15 protein-coding genes are annotated in these 17,752 nt (G+C 69.6%); 6 read left to right on the top strand and 9 right to left on the bottom strand.

Annotation, left to right across the window (positions count from 1 at the left end):
• Positions 1-45 precede the first annotated feature (45 nt).
• The gene (locus OG207_RS13865) at positions 46-1,404 is read left to right on the top strand and encodes a hypothetical protein (RefSeq protein ID WP_329098870.1); all 1,359 of its coding nucleotides are present in this window, start codon (positions 46-48) and stop codon (positions 1,402-1,404) included.
• A 47-nt stretch (positions 1,405-1,451) separates the two neighbouring features.
• Here OG207_RS13865 and OG207_RS13860 read toward each other — a convergent pair whose 3' ends face one another.
• Positions 1,452-2,072 (bottom strand): YceI family protein, encoded by a 621-nt coding sequence (locus OG207_RS13860; protein WP_329098869.1) that lies wholly within the window; start codon positions 2,070-2,072, stop codon positions 1,452-1,454.
• A gap of 272 nt (positions 2,073-2,344) precedes the next feature.
• Here OG207_RS13860 and OG207_RS13855 point away from each other — a divergent pair, with 272 nt between their 5' ends.
• Together OG207_RS13855 and OG207_RS13850 are read left to right on the top strand one after the other, a co-directional pair.
• Entirely contained in the window at positions 2,345-3,928 is a 1,584-nt protein-coding gene (locus OG207_RS13855; protein ID WP_329098868.1) for an acyl-CoA carboxylase subunit beta, read from the top strand.
• 23 nt (positions 3,929-3,951) lie between these two features.
• Positions 3,952-4,152, top strand: a complete 201-nt coding sequence (locus tag OG207_RS13850; RefSeq protein WP_329098867.1) for an acyl-CoA carboxylase subunit epsilon — start codon at positions 3,952-3,954, stop codon at positions 4,150-4,152.
• 149 nt (positions 4,153-4,301) lie between these two features.
• On the opposite strand, the gene OG207_RS13845 is transcribed toward OG207_RS13850, so the two are convergent.
• From OG207_RS13845 to OG207_RS13810, 8 genes are all read right to left on the bottom strand, one after another.
• Positions 4,302-4,886 carry a GTP-binding protein gene (locus OG207_RS13845; RefSeq protein ID WP_109781528.1) on the bottom strand — a complete coding sequence of 195 codons (585 nt, stop codon included), beginning with the start codon at positions 4,884-4,886 and terminating at the stop codon, positions 4,302-4,304.
• Entirely contained in the window at positions 4,867-5,409 is a 543-nt protein-coding gene (locus tag OG207_RS13840; RefSeq protein WP_329098866.1) for a DUF742 domain-containing protein, read from the bottom strand. Before OG207_RS13840 ends, OG207_RS13845 begins: the two co-directional genes overlap by 20 nt.
• Before the next feature lie 93 nt (positions 5,410-5,502).
• On the bottom strand, positions 5,503-5,916 hold the full coding sequence (locus OG207_RS13835) for a roadblock/LC7 domain-containing protein (protein WP_030037347.1): 414 nt from the start codon (positions 5,914-5,916) through the stop codon (positions 5,503-5,505).
• A 10-nt stretch (positions 5,917-5,926) separates the two neighbouring features.
• Positions 5,927-9,109, bottom strand: a complete 3,183-nt coding sequence (locus OG207_RS13830; protein ID WP_329098865.1) for a nitrate- and nitrite sensing domain-containing protein — start codon at positions 9,107-9,109, stop codon at positions 5,927-5,929.
• 293 nt (positions 9,110-9,402) lie between these two features.
• Positions 9,403-9,987 (bottom strand): GTP-binding protein, encoded by a 585-nt coding sequence (locus tag OG207_RS13825; RefSeq protein ID WP_266605322.1) that lies wholly within the window; start codon positions 9,985-9,987, stop codon positions 9,403-9,405.
• On the bottom strand, positions 9,968-10,360 hold the full coding sequence (locus OG207_RS13820) for a DUF742 domain-containing protein (RefSeq protein WP_030014827.1): 393 nt from the start codon (positions 10,358-10,360) through the stop codon (positions 9,968-9,970). Before OG207_RS13820 ends, OG207_RS13825 begins: the two co-directional genes overlap by 20 nt.
• A gap of 151 nt (positions 10,361-10,511) precedes the next feature.
• Positions 10,512-10,925, bottom strand: coding sequence for a roadblock/LC7 domain-containing protein (locus OG207_RS13815; protein ID WP_030708442.1), 414 nt, complete (start codon positions 10,923-10,925; stop codon positions 10,512-10,514).
• Positions 10,926-10,934: 9 nt separating this feature from the next.
• A complete protein-coding gene (locus OG207_RS13810; protein WP_329098864.1) occupies positions 10,935-14,552 on the bottom strand; it encodes a sensor histidine kinase in 3,618 nt (1,205 codons plus the stop codon).
• Between the two features lie 579 nt (positions 14,553-15,131).
• Between OG207_RS13810 and OG207_RS13805 the strand changes: the two genes are divergently transcribed.
• The 3 genes from OG207_RS13805 to gltX all read left to right on the top strand — a co-directional run bounded on the left by OG207_RS13805 (position 15,132) and on the right by gltX (position 17,692).
• Positions 15,132-15,320, top strand: coding sequence for a hypothetical protein (locus tag OG207_RS13805; RefSeq protein WP_030009260.1), 189 nt, complete (start codon positions 15,132-15,134; stop codon positions 15,318-15,320).
• Between the two features lie 97 nt (positions 15,321-15,417).
• Positions 15,418-16,224 (top strand): fumarylacetoacetate hydrolase family protein, encoded by an 807-nt coding sequence (locus OG207_RS13800; protein WP_189745462.1) that lies wholly within the window; start codon positions 15,418-15,420, stop codon positions 16,222-16,224.
• Complete coding sequence (gltX, locus tag OG207_RS13795) at positions 16,217-17,692, top strand: glutamate--tRNA ligase (protein WP_329098863.1); 1,476 nt, start codon at positions 16,217-16,219, stop codon at positions 17,690-17,692. Before OG207_RS13800 ends, gltX begins: the two co-directional genes overlap by 8 nt.
• Positions 17,693-17,752 lie beyond the last annotated feature (60 nt).

The raw sequence follows: 17,752 nt of genomic DNA, 5'->3' as shown, positions 1-17,752 counted from the left end.
GTCCAGCTCACACGGGAAAGTACTGGTTCCGGTAGCGTCATGGATATGAGGACCAGGCTGATACCCACGCGCTTCGGACCGCTGCTCTCCGGTCTGCTGCTGGTGCTGGCGACGAGCGCCCTCGTTGCCGCGCCGCAGGCCTCCGCGGCCAGCGGCGTCGCCGCCGTGGGGGAGGCCCTCAAGCAGGGCCCGGTCTACGTCGCTCCCGGGGCCGAGGCGCAGCTGTCCACGGCCCAGGCGGACGCGCTCGCGAAGAAGATCAAGGACGCCGGGAAGCCGGTGTTCGTGGCCGTGCTGCCGGCCACCGCCGAGTTCCCCGCCGACAAGGTGCTCGGAGCGGTCCGTGCCGAGACCGGGATCACCGGGCTCTACGCGATCCGGCTCGGTGACGGCTTCAACGCCGGCGCCGACAAGGCGGTCATGCCGCGCAATGCCGTGCGCAACCTCACCGAGGCCGTGAAGACCGGCGCACCGGTGAACGCGAACACGCAGCTCAACAACTTCGTGGACCAGGCCCTCACCCAGGTCAAGGGCGGCGCCCCCGCTTCCTGGGGCACGACGGGAGCCGACCAGGGCGCCCCGGTCGGCGGACTGATCGCCCTCGGCGCGGTGGCCGTGGTGGGCGGCGGCGGTGCGTACGCGCTGGTCCGCCGCAACCGGAAGAAGAAGGAAGAGATCCGGCGCGAGGCCATCGCCCGGCTGGCCGTGGTCGTCGACGAGGACATCACGGCCTTCGGCGAGGAGCTCGAACGGCTCGACTTCCACCCCGGCGAGCCCGGAGCCGACGACGCCATGCGCAAGGACTACGAGCAGGGGCTCGACTCGTACGAGAAGGCCAAGCAGATCATGGCTTCGGTCCAGCGGCCCGACGAGGTCAAGGGCGTCACCCAGGCACTGGAGGACGGTCGCTTCGCGCTGGCCGCGCTCGACGCGCGCCGGCAGGGCAGGCCGGTTCCCGAGCGCCGCTCGCCCTGCTTCTTCGACCCGCGCCACGGGCCCAGCACCGAGGACGCCACCTGGGCTCCGGCCGGCGGGGCGGCCCGTACCGTGCCGGTCTGCACGGCGGACGCCGTACGGCTGCGCGACGGCCTGGACCCGGCGGTCCGCACGGTCGAGACGGAGCGCGGGCCGCGGCCGTACTACGACGCCGGCCCGGCGTACGGTCCCTGGGCCGGCGGGTACTTCGGCGGCGGCATCCTGCCCGGCCTGCTGGTGGGCACGGCGCTCGGTTCGATGATGTCCAGCCCCGCCTACGCCTCGGACTTCGGCGGCGGCACGGGCGGCGGGTTTGAGGGCGGGGACGTCTCCGGGGCGGACTTCGACCCGTCCGACTTCGGTGGCGGGGACTTCGGCGGCGGTGGCTTCGACGGGGGTGGCGGTTTCGACGGCGGGGGCGGCTTCTAGGGGGTGTCCGGCCGCCCCCGGTTCCGAGCGTCGGGGTAGCCCGCCCGTCAGGCCTGCTTGATGGCCGAGATGTCGAAGGTCAGCTTCACCTTGTCGCTGACCATCACACCGCCGGCCTCCAGGGCGGCGTTCCACGTCAGGCCCCAGTCGGAGCGCAGGATCTCGGCGGAACCCTCGAATCCGACGCGCTCGTTGCCGTAGGGGTCGGTGGCCGAGCCGTTGAACTCCAGGTCGATGGAGAGCGGGCGCGTGACGTCCTTGATGGTCAGCTCACCGCTGATGCGGTACGCGTCCCCGCCGAGCTGAAGCGCGTGGGTGGAGCGGAAGGTCATCAGCGGGAAGGCCTCGGCGTCGAAGAAGTCGCCGCTGCGCAGGTGAGCGTCGCGATCGGCGATGCCGGTGTCGACGGAGGCGATCTTCACGTCGATGGAGGCGGTGGAACGGGCCGGGTCGGCGCCGTCCAGGTGCAGGCTTCCCTCGTGCTCGGCGAAGGCCCCGCGGACGTTGGTGACCATGGCGTGGCGGACGGTGAAGCCGATGCTGCTGTGGGCGGGGTCGATGACGTAGTCGCCGGTGAGCGCGGCGAGCGCCGGGTCCACTTCAAGGGTGGCGACGGCGGCGCCGTCCTGGACGTTCACGTTCTGGCTGCGGCGGGTGAAGAGACCCATGACTTGCTCCTCGGTGGTTTCCTGCTTGAACTGAAGAATCTGTTGAATCTTCAACGACTCCAACAGGAATGACGCTAGACCTATTCCGTTCAAATTTCAACATCTAGCCGGGGTGTCAGGTCATTTTGTGAAGGTCCCACAACGGGCGAGCGCCCCGTCTGGCGGAGTCCGTACATCTACTGGGCGTACTGTGCGGGCCGGACAGCGGAAGTCTTCCGAGACTGTGAGGAATGAACGGAGGTTTTTCATCGCGATCTTCGTAAGGTCGGTACATGACCGTTGTGGACCAGACCCCGAGCGAGCCGACGGACGCCCGCGGGCGCGTGGCCGAGCTGCACTCCCTGCGCGAGCAGGCGAAGCGCGGCCCCAGCGACCGCGCGACCGAGACCCAGCACGCCAAGGGCAAGCTGACCGCCCGTGAGCGCATCGCGCTGCTGCTCGACGAAGGTTCCTTCCGGGAGGTCGAGCAGCTCCGCCGCCACCGGGCGACCGGGTTCGGCCTGGAGAACAAGAAGCCGTACACCGACGGTGTCATCACCGGCTGGGGCACGGTCGAGGGCCGCACGGTCTTCGTCTACGCACACGACTTCCGCATCTTCGGCGGCGCCCTGGGCGAGGCCCACGCCACGAAGATCCACAAGATCATGGACATGGCCATCGCGGCCGGTGCCCCGCTGGTCTCCCTGAACGACGGCGCCGGCGCCCGCATCCAGGAGGGCGTCTCGGCGCTCGCCGGCTACGGCGGCATCTTCCAGCGCAACACCAAGGCATCGGGCGTCATCCCGCAGATCTCGGTCATGCTGGGCCCCTGCGCCGGTGGCGCCGCGTACTCCCCGGCCCTCACGGACTTCGTGTTCATGGTCCGGGAGACCTCGCAGATGTTCATCACCGGCCCGGACGTGGTCCGCGCGGTGACCGGCGAGGAGATCACCCAGAACGGCCTCGGCGGCGCCGACGTGCACGCCGAGACCTCCGGCGTCGCGCACTTCGCGTACGACGACGAGGAGACCTGCATCTCCGAGGTCCGGTACCTCATCTCGATGCTGCCCTCCAACAACCGCGAGAACCCGCCCGTCCACGAGACGAGCGACCCGGCCGACCGGCGCAGCGAGGTCCTGCTGGACCTGGTGCCCGCCGACGGCAACCGCCCGTACGACATGCTCAAGGTCATCGAGGAGCTCGTCGACGAGGGCGACGTCCTGGAGATCCACGAGCGCTGGGCCCGCAACATCATCTGCGCCCTGGCCCGGATGAACGGCCAGGTCGTCGGCATCGTCGCCAACCAGCCCGGCCACCTCGCCGGTGTCCTGGACATCGAGGCCTCCGAGAAGGCCGCGCGCTTCGTCCAGATGTGCGACGCCTTCAACATCCCGATCATCACCCTGCTGGACGTACCGGGCTTCCTGCCGGGCGTCGACCAGGAGCACGGCGGCATCATCCGCCACGGCGCCAAGCTGCTGTACGCGTACTGCAACGCCACCGTCCCGCGGATCTCGCTGATCCTGCGCAAGGCCTACGGCGGCGCGTACATCGTCATGGACTCCCAGTCCATCGGCGCCGACATCACCTACGCCTGGCCTACCAACGAGATCGCCGTCATGGGCGCCGAGGGCGCGGCCAACGTCATCTTCCGCAAGCAGATCGCGGACGCCGAGGACCCCGAGGCCATGCGCGTACGCATGGTCAAGGAGTACAAGGCCGAACTGATGCACCCGTACTACGCGGCCGAGCGCGGCCTCGTCGACGACGTCATCGACCCCGCCGAGACCCGCGAGGTGCTCGTCAGCGCCCTCGCGATGCTCCGCAACAAGCACGCCGATCTGCCGTCCCGCAAGCACGGCAACCCGCCGCAGTAACCGCGAAGGAGACCTGCCACCACATGACCACCGCCACTGACACCCTGCTGCGCGTCGAAAAGGGCAACGCCCGGCCCGAGGAGCTGGCCGCGATCACCGCGATCCTGCTCGCCCGTGCGGCCGCCACCCCCGAGGAGACCCCGGTGCGCGTGCCCGGCCAGGCCGGCTGGCGCCGCCTGGAGCGCACGCCCGGCTTCCGCGCCCCGCACAGCTGGCAGGGCTGAGTTTCCCGAGCCCCAGAAGGCCCCGCACCCGTCCAGGGTGCGGGGCCTTCTGCGTACCGCCGCCGAGGGAGGAGCCGGCGCGGACCCCGCCCCATGGCGAAGGCCCCCGCGTCGTGTGACGCGGGGGCCTGCCGGGTGCGGGAGGGCTGCTACCGAAGCCGCGCCATGAGGGCGTGCTCGACGAGCGTGATGAGCGCGCTCTTGGCGTCCGCGCGGTGGCGGGCGTCGGTGGTGATGATCGGGGCGTCCGGGCCGATCTGCAGGGCCTCGCGGACTTCCTCCGGCGTGTAGGGCTGGTGCCCCTCGAAGCCGTTGAGGGCGATGACGAAGGGCAGGCCGCTGTTCTCGAAGTAGTCGACCGCCGGGAAGCAGTCGGCGAGGCGGCGGGTGTCCACGAGCACGATGGCGCCGATGGCGCCGCGGACGAGGTCGTCCCACATGAACCAGAAGCGGTCCTGGCCCGGGGTACCGAAGAGGTACAGGATCAGGTCCTGGTCGAGCGTGATGCGGCCGAAGTCCATGGCGACCGTGGTGGTCGTCTTGTCACCGGTGTGGGTGAGGTCGTCGATCCCGGCCGAGGCGCTGGTCATCACGGCTTCGGTGCGCAGCGGGTTGATCTCGGAGACCGCGCCGACGAACGTGGTCTTGCCCACGCCGAAGCCGCCCGCCACCACGATCTTCGCGGAGGTGGTGGAGCGGGGAGCCGCTCCGCCGTTAGAGCTTGCGAAGTCCACTGAGCACCCTTTCGAGCAGTGTCACGTCTGGCTGGCCACCGGCAGACTCGTCGCCGCCGGGCTGGTGAATGGCGACAAGGCCCGCCTCCGCCAGGTCGGCGACGAGGATGCGGGCGACACCAAGAGGAATGGAGAGAAGTGCCGAGATCTCCGCTACGGATTTGATCTCCTGGCACAGGCGGCAGATGCGCTGGTGCTCGGGCAACTGCCCTTGCAGACGCGCGGGATCCGCCGTGGTACTGACCAGCGCCTCGATGGCGAGCTGGTAGCGCGGCCGAGTACGGCCGCCGGTCATCGCGTACGGACGCACCAACGGGTTGTGGGCCTTCGGAGCGGGCTGTCGCGCGGCGCGCGGCGGCTGCTGCTGCGGAGGCATCTGGGGCTGTCCGTACTGCTGCTGCTGGTAGGGATTCTGCTCCGGCACGGGCCGGCTCGGCGCCGAGGGAAAGTTGAAGCGGTTCTGGTCGTGCCCACCCTGCGGCTGCTGCGCGCCGCCATAAGGATGTCCTCCGGGTGTTGTCACGTTTCCTCCTCCGACTCCAAGAACGCAGTACTCCCTGTGGAACCGCGCCACCGCACCCTATGGTGCGATGACGCGAAACGCACTGCCTGTCTGCTAGTTGAGAAGACTTCCTTGCAGCTCGGCACGCAGATCCGGAGTCAGGACACTGCCCGCGCGATCCACCAGAAGGGCCATCTCGTAGCCCACGAGGCCGATGTCGCACTCGGGGTGCGCCAGTACGGCCAGCGAGGATCCGTCCGAGACGGACATGAGGAAGAGGAATCCCCGGTCCATCTCGACCACGGTCTGGTTGACGGCGCCACCCTCGAAGATGCGAGAGGCACCGGCGGTCAGCGAGGTCAGTCCGGAGGCCACGGCCGCCAGCTGATCGGCGCGGTCGCGCGGGAACCCGTCGGACATCGCCAGAAGAAGGCCGTCGGCGGAGACCACCACCGTGTGCGACACCCCGGGGGTGTTGTCCACGAAGTTGGTGATCAACCAGTTCAGGTTCTGTGCCGCCTGGCTCATCGGGCTCACACTAACGCTCCTGGTCATAGCTGTTACTTGACTGCTCAGAACCCGCGCTGCGTCCCTGCTGGACACCGCGCCGCAGGTTGCTCAACCTGCCGCGGACGTCCTCCGGAGCGCGGGAGACCTGGGGGCCGCCCTGCGGGGTCGTCTCCGCTGCGCCCTCGACCAGGTTGGCCTTGGGCACTCGCCGAGGGAGACCGGACGGGGTGATCCCGCCCGCCTTCGGCTCACGGAGCTTTCCGGCCTGCTGCCAGCGTTCGTCGTTGCGCGAACGCCAGGCGGCGGTGCCTTCAGTTTCCTCCGGCGCCTGCTCCGTTTCGGCGGGCTGCTGCTGACGCGGCGACCGCTGCTCGAAGAGGGAACCGGTGGACTCCGTTTGCTGCTTCCCGGACGGCCACTGCTGCTGGCTGCCGCGTCGCGGCAGGCCCGCTCCGGTCATCGCGTGACCGGTGTCTGCAGCGGCACCCGGACGGTCGAAGCCTACGCGCTCCGGAGCCGCTTCGGGGACGGCCTGGGATTCCGATTCAGTCCCGTAATCCTGCTGGTAGGCAGCCGGATACGTGTTCTGTTCGGGCCATTCGGCCTGTCCCGGCTGGGCTTCGAAGCCATTGTCGTAGCCCTGGGTGGCCGGCTGCTGGTCCGGGTAACCGTCTTCCGTATAGCCGTAGTCCTGCTGCGGGTACGCCTCGTAGCCCTGCTGCGCCTGCTGTGCCTCGTAGGAGGTGTCGTAGGCCTGCTCGGACTGCTGCTCGTAGCCCTGGTACTCCTGGTACCCGTGCTCCGGCTGAGGTTCCGGATACTCCTGGGCGGGGTACTGCTGCTGTTCCTGCGGGTAACCCACCTGGGCCGCCAGCGCCGCCCTCCGCTCCTGCTGCCCGAGGGACCGGCCGACCGGGTCGGCGGCGAGGCCGTCGGAGCCCTGCTGGTCGTAGCGCGAGTCGTCGAAGCCGAGCTCGGCGGCGGTGCGCAGCGGGGGAGCCAGCTGGGCCTGCTGCTCCGGGATGATCTGCGAGACCGTGAAGTCGTCGTCCGGAATGCCCTCGCCACCGCCACCGTGGGTGATGGCGTCGGGGAGCATGACCAGCGAAGTGGTACCGGCCGCCTCGCCCGAGGGGCGCAGCTGGACGCGGATGCTGTGGCGGTCCGCCAGCCGGCCGACCACGAACAGACCCATGCGCTGCGAGATCGCGGCGTCCACGGTCGGCGGGTTGGCCAGCTTGTGGTTGATGTCCGCGAAGTCCTCGGCGGTGAGGCCGATGCCCTTGTCGTGGATCTCGACCATCACGCGGCCGTCGGGCAGACGCGTGGCATTGACGCGGACCTTGGTCTGCGGGGAGGAGAACGTGGTGGCGTTCTCCAGGAGCTCGGCGAGCAGGTGCACGAGGTCGGTCACGGCCTGGCCGTGGATCTCGGCCTCCGAGACGCCCGAGAGCTCGATGCGCTCGTACTGCTCCACCTCGGAGGAGGCGGCGCGCAGCACGTCGACGAGCGGGACCGGCTGGTCCCAGCGGCGGCCCGGCTCCTCGCCCGCGAGGATAAGGAGGTTCTCGCCGTTGCGGCGCATGCGGGTGGCCAGGTGGTCCAGGCGGAAGAGGTTCTCCAGCTGGTCCGGGTCGGCCTCGTTGTTCTCCAGGTCGGTGATGAGGGTCAGCTGGCCCTCGATCAGCGACTGGTTGCGCATGGAGAGGTTGGTGAAGATCGCGTTGACGTTCCCTCGCAGGAGGGCCTGCTCGGCCGCGAGCCGTACCGCTTCCCGGTGGACCTGGTCGAAGGCGCGGGCGACCTCGCCGATCTCGTCCTGGGAGTCGATGGGGATCGGGAGGACACGGGTGTCCACCTTGCCGGGATCGGTGCGCGAGAGCTGGTCGACGAGCATCGGCAGGCGCTGCTCGGCGATGTCGAAGGCGGCGGTGCGCAGGCGGGCCATCGCGCGGCCCATCTGGCGGGCCATCATGCCGGCGAGGATGAACGCGGCGAGCAGGGCGACGACCACGATGGCGCCGTTGACGATCGCGTCGGTTCGGGCCTCGTCGGAGACCGCGACGGCGTCCTTGACGGCCTTGTCGAGGAGTTCCTTCTCGACCTCGTCGTAGCCGTCGAACTTCGCGGTGGCAGCGGCCTGCCAGAACGCGGGGGTCGTCCCGGTCTCGGAGAGCTTCTTCTTGCTCTCGCTGTTGGCGATCGCGTCGGTCATGCCGGCGAGCGCGGATTCGCCGATCGTGGGCGGGGGCAGGAAGCGGACACCTGCCTGCTCGGCCTGGTGCTTCGCGTCGGCGATCTTGGCCTTGCCCTCTTCGGACTTCTTGGCCATGACCGCCTTGAGGCGGTTCACGTCATCCTCGGTACCCGCCGCGACGTACTCGCCGATGGCGATTTCTTCGAGGTAGGCGTAGGAGGAGAAGGCGACGAGCTGGGCCTTGCGGGTGTTCTCGTCGGCGCTCGGGCGCACCAGCAGGTGCGTACCGACCGCGCGCTGCAGCGAGTTCGCCGCCTTGGCCAGCTGGATCGCGTAGACCATGCGGCCGTACGAGGTCACGTTGCCGGTGCCGAGACCGAGCTCGTTCGCGAACTGCATGAGGTAGTGCTGGACCAGCACATAGCCCTCTTCGGTCGGGATGGGGCCGGCCGCGTTGGGCAGATTCTTCTTGGGGCTCTCCGCCGCCGCCAGGTACGCCTTGTCGCGTACGGCGTCCAGCTTGGGCTCCTCCGCACGGAAGAGGTCCAGGCGTCGCTCCAGGCCGAGGTTCTTCGGCATGTCCTGGACGGCCTTGTCGAACTTCTCCTTGGCCGCGGTGGTGTCCGCGTAGGCCTTGAGGACCTTCGGGTCCTTCGTCTGGCCGTTCAGGAGGGGCTCGGCGGTCAGGTCCCGCTCGTTGAGCAGTGCCTGGCTGTATCCCGAGGCGGCCTGGACGACCGTGGCTATCTTCTCGGCGTCCTTGGCCTCGTTCCAGGTGTCGATGGAGCCCTTCACCTGGAAACCGCCCATGACCAGGCCCACGAGGGCCGGCACGAGCAGGATGGCGTTCAGACGGGTCGGCACACGCCAGTTGCGGGGCGAGAACCTGCTGCTGCTCCCGCTGCTCGCGGGCGGGTCCACGGGCACGTCGACGGGCGACGTGGCCGCTCGCGGCGGCGGGGTGAAGTTGCCGCGCGCGGGTTCATCCGCGGGGCTTGCGATGCTTCGCCTCACTCGACCAACAACCTCTCGGCGGTGCTACTAGCTAGTTCGTTGAATTCCAGCACGGGTAACGGCCGTGTTCCAAACAGTTGAATCCGGCCGTACCCAGAAGCTTATGCCCTACATAAACCGGACATAAAGAGCGTCCTGCGGCAAAAATGGGGGCAGTTGTGCGCGCAGCGATACCAGACGACCGCACCCCGTTGCCACGTGGCCGTAATTCTCTGTCGAAACGTTATGAACGAGAGGGGCGGGCCGTGTCGTAAGACACAGCCCGCCCCTCCCGCGCGACAACTGAAACCGTGTTACTTGAGCCGCGCCATCAGCGCGTGCTCGACGAGCGTGATGAGCGCGCTCTTGGCGTCCGCGCGGTGGCGGGCGTCGGTGGTGATGATCGGAGCACCGGGGCCGATCTGCAGCGCCTCGCGGACTTCCTCCGGCGTGTAGGGCTGGTGCCCCTCGAAGCCGTTGAGGGCCACGACGAAGGGCAGGCCGCTGTTCTCGAAGTAGTCGACCGCCGGGAAGCAGTCGGCGAGGCGGCGGGTGTCCACGAGCACGATGGCGCCGATGGCGCCGCGGACGAGGTCGTCCCACATGAACCAGAAGCGGTCCTGGCCCGGGGTACCGAAGAGGTACAGGATCAGGTCCTGGTCGAGCGTGATGCGGCCGAAGTCCATGGCGACCGTGGTGGTCGTCTTGTCACCGGTGTGGGTGAGGTCGTCGATCCCGGCCGAGGCGCTGGTCATCACGGCTTCGGTGCGCAGCGGGTTGATCTCCGACACGGCTCCGACGAACGTGGTCTTGCCCACGCCGAAGCCGCCCGCCACCACGATCTTTGCGGAGGTGGTGGAGCGAGCAGGAGCCGCTCCGCTAGATGTTCCGAAGGCCACTGAGCACCCTTTCGAGCAGCGTTACATCCGGCGTGCCGCCGGCCTCTCCATTGCCCGGCTGGTGGATGGCCACCATTCCGGCCTCTGCCAGGTCGGCGACGAGGATCCGGGCGACACCGAGCGGCATCGACAGCAGTGCGGAGACCTCGGCGACCGACTTGACCTCGCGGCACAGGGTGCAGATGCGCTGGTGCTCGGGGAGCAGGCCGGACAGGTGCATCGGATCGGCGGTGGTGCTGACCAGCGCCTCGATGGCGAGCTGGTAGCGGGGCCGGGTCCGGCCGCCGGTCATCGCGTACGGACGCACCAGCGGCTGATCGCCTTCCGAGTACGAGTCTCCGTACGAATCGGAGTAGGCGGGGGGCGGGGTCATTGATCCTCCGGGCTGGACAGCAGTGGTCAGCGTGCCGTCTTACGGGGCGGCCGGTGGGGGGACGGGATGACGGCCTGGCGGGAGTACTGGATTTCGGGGCGGGGCCCCGATCCCCCGGCCGGTAGTACCGTCCGGCCGGGAGAGTGGGAAGTCAGCCGAGCAGGCTTCCCTGCAGTTCGGCGCGCAGGTCCGGAGTGAGGACACTGCCCGCGCGATCCACCAGAAGGGCCATCTCGTAGCCCACGAGGCCGATGTCGCACTCGGGGTGCGCCAGTACGGCCAGCGAGGATCCGTCCGAGACGGACATGAGGAAGAGGAATCCCCGGTCCATCTCGACCACGGTCTGGTTGACGGCGCCACCCTCGAAGATACGGGAGGCACCGGCGGTCAGCGAGGTCAGTCCGGAGGCCACGGCCGCCAGCTGATCGGCGCGGTCGCGGGGGAATCCTTCGGACATTGCCAGAAGGAGGCCGTCGGCGGAGACCACCACCGTGTGGGACACCCCGGGGGTGTTGTCCACGAAGTTGGTGATCAACCAGTTCAGGTTCTGTGCCGCCTGGCTCATCGAACTCAACTAACGCTCCTGCTGGTAAGTGGGGTCGATGTGGTAACTGCCGGTCGCCGGTCCGTTGTTGCCGGCCTGACGGCCCTGCTGGATACCGCGTCGGAGGTTGGTCAGACGGCCACGGACGTCGTCCGGTGCCCGCGAGACCTGCGGACCCGCCTGCGCCTCGGCCTGCTGCTGCGCAGTGCCGGCCACGAGGTTCGCCCGCGGGACCCGGCGGGGCAGCCCCGAGGTCGTGATGCCGCCTGCGGCGGGCTGGCGCACGCGCTCGGCCTGCCGCATCAGCTCGTCGTTCGGCGAGGACTTCCAGCTGACGGTCGGCATGGCGCCGGTCGTCGTGCCGGCGGGCTCGGCCGCCTGCTCCTGGCCGCGCTGCGGCAGCGGTTGCTGCGGCGCCGGGGCCGCCGGAGCGGACTGCTGGCCCTGCTGGGGGATCGCCGCGGCCGGTCCCGTGGCGGGGGGCTGCTGCCCCTCCTCGCGGAACCAGTTCGACTCCAGGGTGTCGAAGATCGGGCTGCGGGCCTCGCCGGAGCTCTGGGCCGGGGGCAGCGCCTCCGGCCGGTGAGCCTGCGGCAGCCGCGGGGTCTCGGGACGCGCGGGCGGTACGGGTGCGTACCCGTTGCCGGCCTGCGGAGCCTGGGCCTGGGGCTGCTGCGGGGCGTAGCCGCCGACACCGGGGCCGCCGGGGCGCTGGGGCTGGTAGCCCGGGCGCTCGAACTGTCCGGTGGTGGACGGGTCCATGGAGCCCCGCACGTCCGGACGCTCGAACTGTCCGGTCGTGCTGTTGCCGTTGTCCGCCTGGGGCATCGGGGCGTTGAAGTCCGGGCGGGCGAACTCGGCCGTCGAGCCGGGGCCCGAGAGCTCGTCGTGACCGCGCGCCTGGTCGCTGCCCCAGCTGGTGGTCTGCGGCCCGGGGAGCTCCGCACGAGGAGCGCCACCGCGCGGCGGCAGCTGCGGCCGGGGGCCGTTCTGAGCCGGCGCCGCGGGAGCGGCCGGCTGCTGGGGCTGCTGCTGCGGCGACTGCTGCTGCGGCTGCTGGGGCCGTTCGAAGGCGTTGCCCTGCGGGTAGCCGGTCGGACCGGTAGCCGGACGGGCTGCCTGCGGGCCACCACCGAATCCGGGACTGGGGACCGGACCGCGGGTCGGCAGCGGCGCACCGGAACCGAAGGCGCCCTGGCCCTGGCCCGCGGTGGTCGGACCCTGCTGCGGACGGCCACCGGGACCACCCTGCTGCGGGCGACCGCCCTGCGGACGCTGGCCGGCGCCGTCGCGGCCCGGCAGCGCGGCGCGCTGGCCGGCGCCGCCGACCTGACCGCGCTGCGGACCCGAGCCCACGGACGGACGTGCGGCCGGGCCGCCCACGGCACCCTGTGCACCGGGAGCGCCACCGGGAGCGCCACCGGGGCCGCCCTGGCCCGGCATCGGAGCCGGCTTCTTGCCGCCCTGGGCGACGTCCACCGGCAGCATGACGAGGGCCGTCGTACCGCCCGAGTCGGAGGGGCGCAGCTGGATGCGGATGCCGTGTCGCAGGGACAGGCGGCCGACCACGAACAGACCCATGCGTCGGGAGACGGAGACGTCCACGGTGGGCGGCGACGCGAGTCGCTCGTTGATCGCGGCGAGGTCCTCGGGGGAGAGGCCGATGCCGGTGTCGTGGATCTCGACGAGCACGCGGCCGTCGGGCAGCGCGTGACCGGTGACCTTGACCTTGGTCTGCGGGGAGGAGAACGACGTGGCGTTCTCCAGCAGCTCGGCGAGGACGTGCACGAGGTCGTTGACCACGCGGCCGGCGACATCGGTGCCGGGCACCGAGGCCAGCTCGACACGTTCGTACTGCTCCACCTCGGAGGCGGCGGCACGGAGCACGTCGACCAGCGGGACGGGGCGGGTCCACCGGCGGCCCGGCTCCTCGCCCGCGAGGACGAGGAGGTTTTCGCCGTTACGGCGCATGCGGGTCGCGAGGTGGTCGAGCTTGAAGAGCGAGGAGAGCTGGTCCGGGTCGGCCTCGCGCGACTCCAGTTCGGAGATGAGCGAGAGCTGACGCTGGATGAGGCCCTGCGAGCGGCGCGAGAGGTTGGTGAACATCGCGTTGACGTTGCCTCGCAGGAGGGCCTGCTCGGCGGCGAGGCGGACGGCCTCGCGGTGCACGTCGTCGAATGCCGCGGCCACCTGGCCGATCTCGTCGCGGGTGTGCACGCCGACCGATTCCACGGACGTGTCCACGTCCTGCGGGTCGGACTCGGAGAGCTGCTTGACGAGCTCGGGCAGACGGTCCTGGGCGACGCGCGTCGCGGTGTCCTGCAGGCGGCGCAGCGAGCGGATCATCGAGCGGGCCATGACGAAGGCGCCGACGAGGGAGACACCGAGGACGAGGAGGATCAGGGCACCGTTGATGATGGCGTCCTGCTGGGCCTCGTTCTTCAGCTCACGGGCCTTCTGCTCCATCTCCTCGAGCAGGGTCAGCTCGATGACCTTCATGGCCTGGAGCTTGGTGCCGTCGGCGTCGTACCAGTCGAGCCAGGAGCGGTTCTTCTCCCGGAGGAACGCGTCCTGGCTGGCCAGGACGCGGCGGGAGTAGCCGTCGGCGGTCGAGATCTCGGAGTTGCTGTCGCCCAGACCCGCGAGGAGATCCTCGGTCCGGCCCTGGTAGACGAGTCCGAAGGTGGTCTTCGCCTGCAGCTCGCCCTTCTGGGCGGAGAGGGCGTACAGCCGGTCGTTCTCCTTCAGCTCACCCTGACGCTCGTTGGTGTCGGGGAGCGAGGCGGCGATGATCGCGCGCTGGATGGAGGCGTACTCCTTGGCGGCGGAGAACGCGGCCAGGGCACGGGTACGCTTGATCATCTCCGGGTTGGAGGTGGCTTGCGCCATGTCCTGGGAGAGCGAGAGCAGCGAGACGATGACCGCGTTGTACTCACTGACGGTCTGCTGGGCGCCGTTGATGTACGCGCGGCTGCGGATCGTCTCGATGTTGGTGAGCTGGCGACCGATCTGCAGGACGTTGTTGCGGATCGACCGGAGCGTGTCGTCCTTCTCGCCCGTGCTGTCGACCTTGTCGGTCGCGGCGGCGAAGGCCTTGGCAGCGGTGTCGGTCTGTTGCCGGACCACGTCGACACTGCTGGTGGTCTTGCCCCGGGAGAGGGAGAGCGGACCCGCGGAGAGGTCGCGCTCCTCCTGGAGCATGGCGGCCAGGTTGGTGGCCTGTCGCGTCATCGTCGTCAGCAGCTGCATGTGCTCCAGCTGCGCGATGTCGTTGAGCGAGTCGTTGATACGGAAACCACCGAGCGTGGTGGCGGCGACGACCGGCAGGGTCAGCAGCGACACCAGTCGCGTGCTGATGCGCCAGTTCTGCATGGCGAGGCGAGAACCGGGCCCGTTGGGGGCCTTCGGTATCGCCACGTCCTGCTCAGCCGGTCCGGCAGGCTCGGCGGGTCCGGCTTTCGCCTTGACCCTGGCCTTCACGGACTTCCCACGGCCCTTCGCCTTCACCGCGGCGGAGGTGTCGGGGCCTGCGCCTTCGACAGCCGGCCCGCGGTTCTGGGCGTGCTGGGGCGAGGAGCCACGGTCGGTCCCGCCGCGCGGCTCCTGCTCCGCCGCAGCGCTGCCATCCCTCTTGAATCGTCCCTGCACTAGCGTCGCAACCTCTGGACCAGGCGTCCCGCCGGGTGACCGGTGGGACGGTGTCGAGTCGTGGGGCATTTGCCGCCCCATGGTGGTCGTCGGTGACCGGCGCGTATTCCTCTCCGTGCCACCGCGCTCGGCGCAGTGTCGCGCCACCTGCGCGCCGGCTGATTCCCGCGGCGGTCTCGCGAATTCCAGCACAGTGGCGGATCTCCAACAAGGTGCGAGTGTCGGCCCGGAGAGTCGATTACGACGTGTGACGAATGAGCTACGCGATGTGCGACTGCATTCGGTAGAAATCGGACTTACGCCATCCAAACAATGAGGCTGTCAAGGTGTCCCAGTCGAGATGATCAGGAGCGGAATGGAACATTCAGTGGCGCAATGTCCGTTTCGGGGGGTGGAATTGACTGTCCAATATGTCGGTAATGTCGGGTCAAGGGTGAGCAAACTCACACAGCCGTGGCCATTACTTCCTGGTTCGCCGGGGGATTCAGATGTTTAGCCTTGCCCCTTAAAGGGTTGGCGCCAGGGTTGGTGCATGCGACAGCCGACACTCACAGATCGAACCGAGGACCCCGAACTCCGATGAAGACGACGACGATGTTCCGCAACATAGCCAACCCCCGCCGCACGACCCTCGCGCACCTCAAGGACGCCGAGGACCTGCAGGCGGCACCGGCCACCCCGGAGCACGCCGTCGAGCTGCCGACGCAGACCGCGAACCCGCGCCGCACCGTCCTGATGAACGTGCCGGTCGCCGCCGCCGCGGAGTAGCCACCCCGCAAAGGAACGTGAAGCGCCGCTGCCCTCCGCGTTAGCCTGGGGTCCGCAGACTCCAGCCAGCGGAAATACAGAGGGGCAGACGCAACCGGTGCGCATCGCCAGGTTCTCGATCGACGGCAACGTCGCGTTCGGCGCGGTCGAGGGCGACGGCGCCCCCGGCGACGACTCCACGCTCGTGCTCGACATCATCAAGGGCATCCCCTTCGCGGACTTCGAGCTCTCGGGCACGAAGGTCCCGATGAGCAAGGTCCGGCTGCTGCCGCCCGTGCTCCCGAACAAGGTCGTGGCCATCGGCCGCAACTACGCGGAGCACGCGGCGGAGCTCGGCAACGCCATCTTTGACGATCAAGGCCGTCCCGACGCCCCGATCACCTTCTTCAAGCCCTCCACCTCGGTGGTCGGCCCGGGCGACCCGATCACGTACCCCTCCTTCTCCCAGGACCTCCACCACGAGGCGGAGCTCGCCGTGGTCATCGGCCGCATGTGCCGCGAGGTCCCGAAGGAGCGCGTCAAGGACGTCATCCTCGGCTACACCTGCGCCAACGACGTCACCGCGCGCGACGTCCAGCAGCGGGAGAAGCAGTGGGCCCGGGCCAAGGGCTTCGACAGTGCCTGCCCCCTCGGCCCCTGGATCGAGACCGACCTGGACCCGAGCGACCTGACCATCCAGTGCACGGTCAACGGCGAACAGCGCCAGCTCGGCCGTACCAGTGACATGGTCCGCTCCATCGAGGACCTGATCGTCCACATCTCCGAGGCCATGACCCTGCTGCCCGGCGACGTCATCCTCACGGGGACCCCGGCCGGAGTCGGCCCCCTCAACGTCGGCGACGAGGTCGCCGTCACCATCGAAGGCATCGGCACTCTCACCAACAAGGTGATCAAGCGTGGTTAACGGACCTGTCCGCGTACGTTTCTGTCCCTCCCCGACCGGCAACCCCCACGTGGGCCTGGTTCGGACCGCACTCTTCAACTGGGCGTTCGCCCGCCACCACGGCGGCACGTTCGTCTTCCGCATCGAGGACACCGACGCGGCCCGTGACTCCGAGGAGTCCTACGACCAGCTGCTCGCCTCGCTGCGCTGGCTCGGTTTCACCTGGGACGAGGGCCCCGAGGTCGGCGGCCCGCACGCCCCGTACCGCCAGTCCGAGCGCATGGACATCTACGCGGACGTCGCGAAGAAGCTGCTCGACGGCGGCTACGCGTACCACTGCTACTGCTCCACCGAAGAGCTCGACGCCCGCCGCGCGGCCGCCCGCGCCGCCGGCAAGCCCTCCGGCTACGACGGCCACTGCCGCGAGCTCACCCCCGTGCAGGTCGAGGCGTACCAGGGCGAGCACCGCCCGGCGATCGTCCGCTTCCGGATGCCCGACGCGCCGATCACCTTCACCGACCTCGTCCGCGGCGAGCTGACCTTCACCCCGGACAACGTGCCGGACTTCGGCATCGTCCGGGCCAACGGCGCCCCGCTGTACACGCTGGTCAACCCGGTCGATGACGCGCTGATGGAGATCACGCACGTCCTGCGCGGCGAGGACCTGCTTTCCTCGACCCCCCGCCAGATCGCCCTCTACGCCGCACTGATCGAGCTGGGCGTCGCCAAGAGCACCCCCGCCTTCGGTCACCTGCCGTACGTGATGGGCGAGGGCAACAAGAAGCTCTCCAAGCGCGACCCCGAGGCTTCGCTCAACCTGTACCGCGAGCGCGGCTTCCTCCCCGAGGGCCTGCTGAACTACCTCTCGCTCCTCGGCTGGTCCTTCTCCAAGGACCAGGACGTCTTCTCGATCGAGGAGATGGTGTCGAAGTTCGACATCGACGGCGTGAACGCCAACCCGGCCCGCTTCGACCTGAAGAAGGCCGAGTCGATCAACGGCGACCACATCCGCCTGCTCGACCCGAAGGTCTTCGCGGACCGCTGCGCCCCGTGGCTGCAGGCCCCGCACGCCAACTGGGCCCCCGAGGACTTCGACGCCGAGGCCTGGGAGCGCATCGCGCCGTACGCCCAGACGCGCGTGGGCGTCCTGTCGGAGATCACCGCCAACGTCGACTTCCTGTTCCTCAAGGAGCCGGTCGAGGACCAGGCCTCGTGGGACAAGGCGATGAAGGGCGAGCCGGCCGCGCTGCTCGCCACGGCGCGCGCGGGCCTGGAGTCGGCGGACTGGACCGACCCCGAGTCCCTCAAGCAGGCCGTCCTGACCGCCGGCGAGGCCCACGGCCTCAAGCTCGGCAAGGCCCAGGCCCCGGTCCGCGTGGCCGTGACCGGCCGCACGGTCGGCCTGCCGCTCTTCGAGTCGCTGGAGATCCTGGGCAAGGAGCGCTCGCTGGCCCGCATCGACGCGGCCCTGGCCAAGCTCGCCGGCTGACCCGCAGCAGCACCTGTCCTTCCCGCAGGGGGCGGAGGCCCGGACTCCCGGCCGCCGCCC

Source organism: Streptomyces sp. NBC_01439, assembly GCF_036227605.1.
Classification (GTDB): Bacteria; Actinomycetota; Actinomycetes; order Streptomycetales; family Streptomycetaceae; genus Streptomyces.
The sequence above is the reverse complement of the archived record's forward strand: the minus strand, read 5'-3'. Positions and strand labels throughout refer to the sequence as shown.

Coding starts and splice junctions, on each gene's coding strand:
- OG207_RS13815 (WP_030708442.1), bottom strand. CDS start 10,925: ATGAGCCAGGCGGCACAGAACCTGAACTGGTTGATCACCAACTTCGTG.
- OG207_RS13855 (WP_329098868.1), top strand. CDS start 2,345: ATGACCGTTGTGGACCAGACCCCGAGCGAGCCGACGGACGCCCGCGGG.
- OG207_RS13865 (WP_329098870.1), top strand. CDS start 46: ATGAGGACCAGGCTGATACCCACGCGCTTCGGACCGCTGCTCTCCGGT.
- OG207_RS13850 (WP_329098867.1), top strand. CDS start 3,952: ATGACCACCGCCACTGACACCCTGCTGCGCGTCGAAAAGGGCAACGCC.
- OG207_RS13805 (WP_030009260.1), top strand. CDS start 15,132: ATGAAGACGACGACGATGTTCCGCAACATAGCCAACCCCCGCCGCACG.
- OG207_RS13835 (WP_030037347.1), bottom strand. CDS start 5,916: ATGAGCCAGGCGGCACAGAACCTGAACTGGTTGATCACCAACTTCGTG.
- OG207_RS13820 (WP_030014827.1), bottom strand. CDS start 10,360: ATGACCCCGCCCCCCGCCTACTCCGATTCGTACGGAGACTCGTACTCG.
- OG207_RS13860 (WP_329098869.1), bottom strand. CDS start 2,072: ATGGGTCTCTTCACCCGCCGCAGCCAGAACGTGAACGTCCAGGACGGC.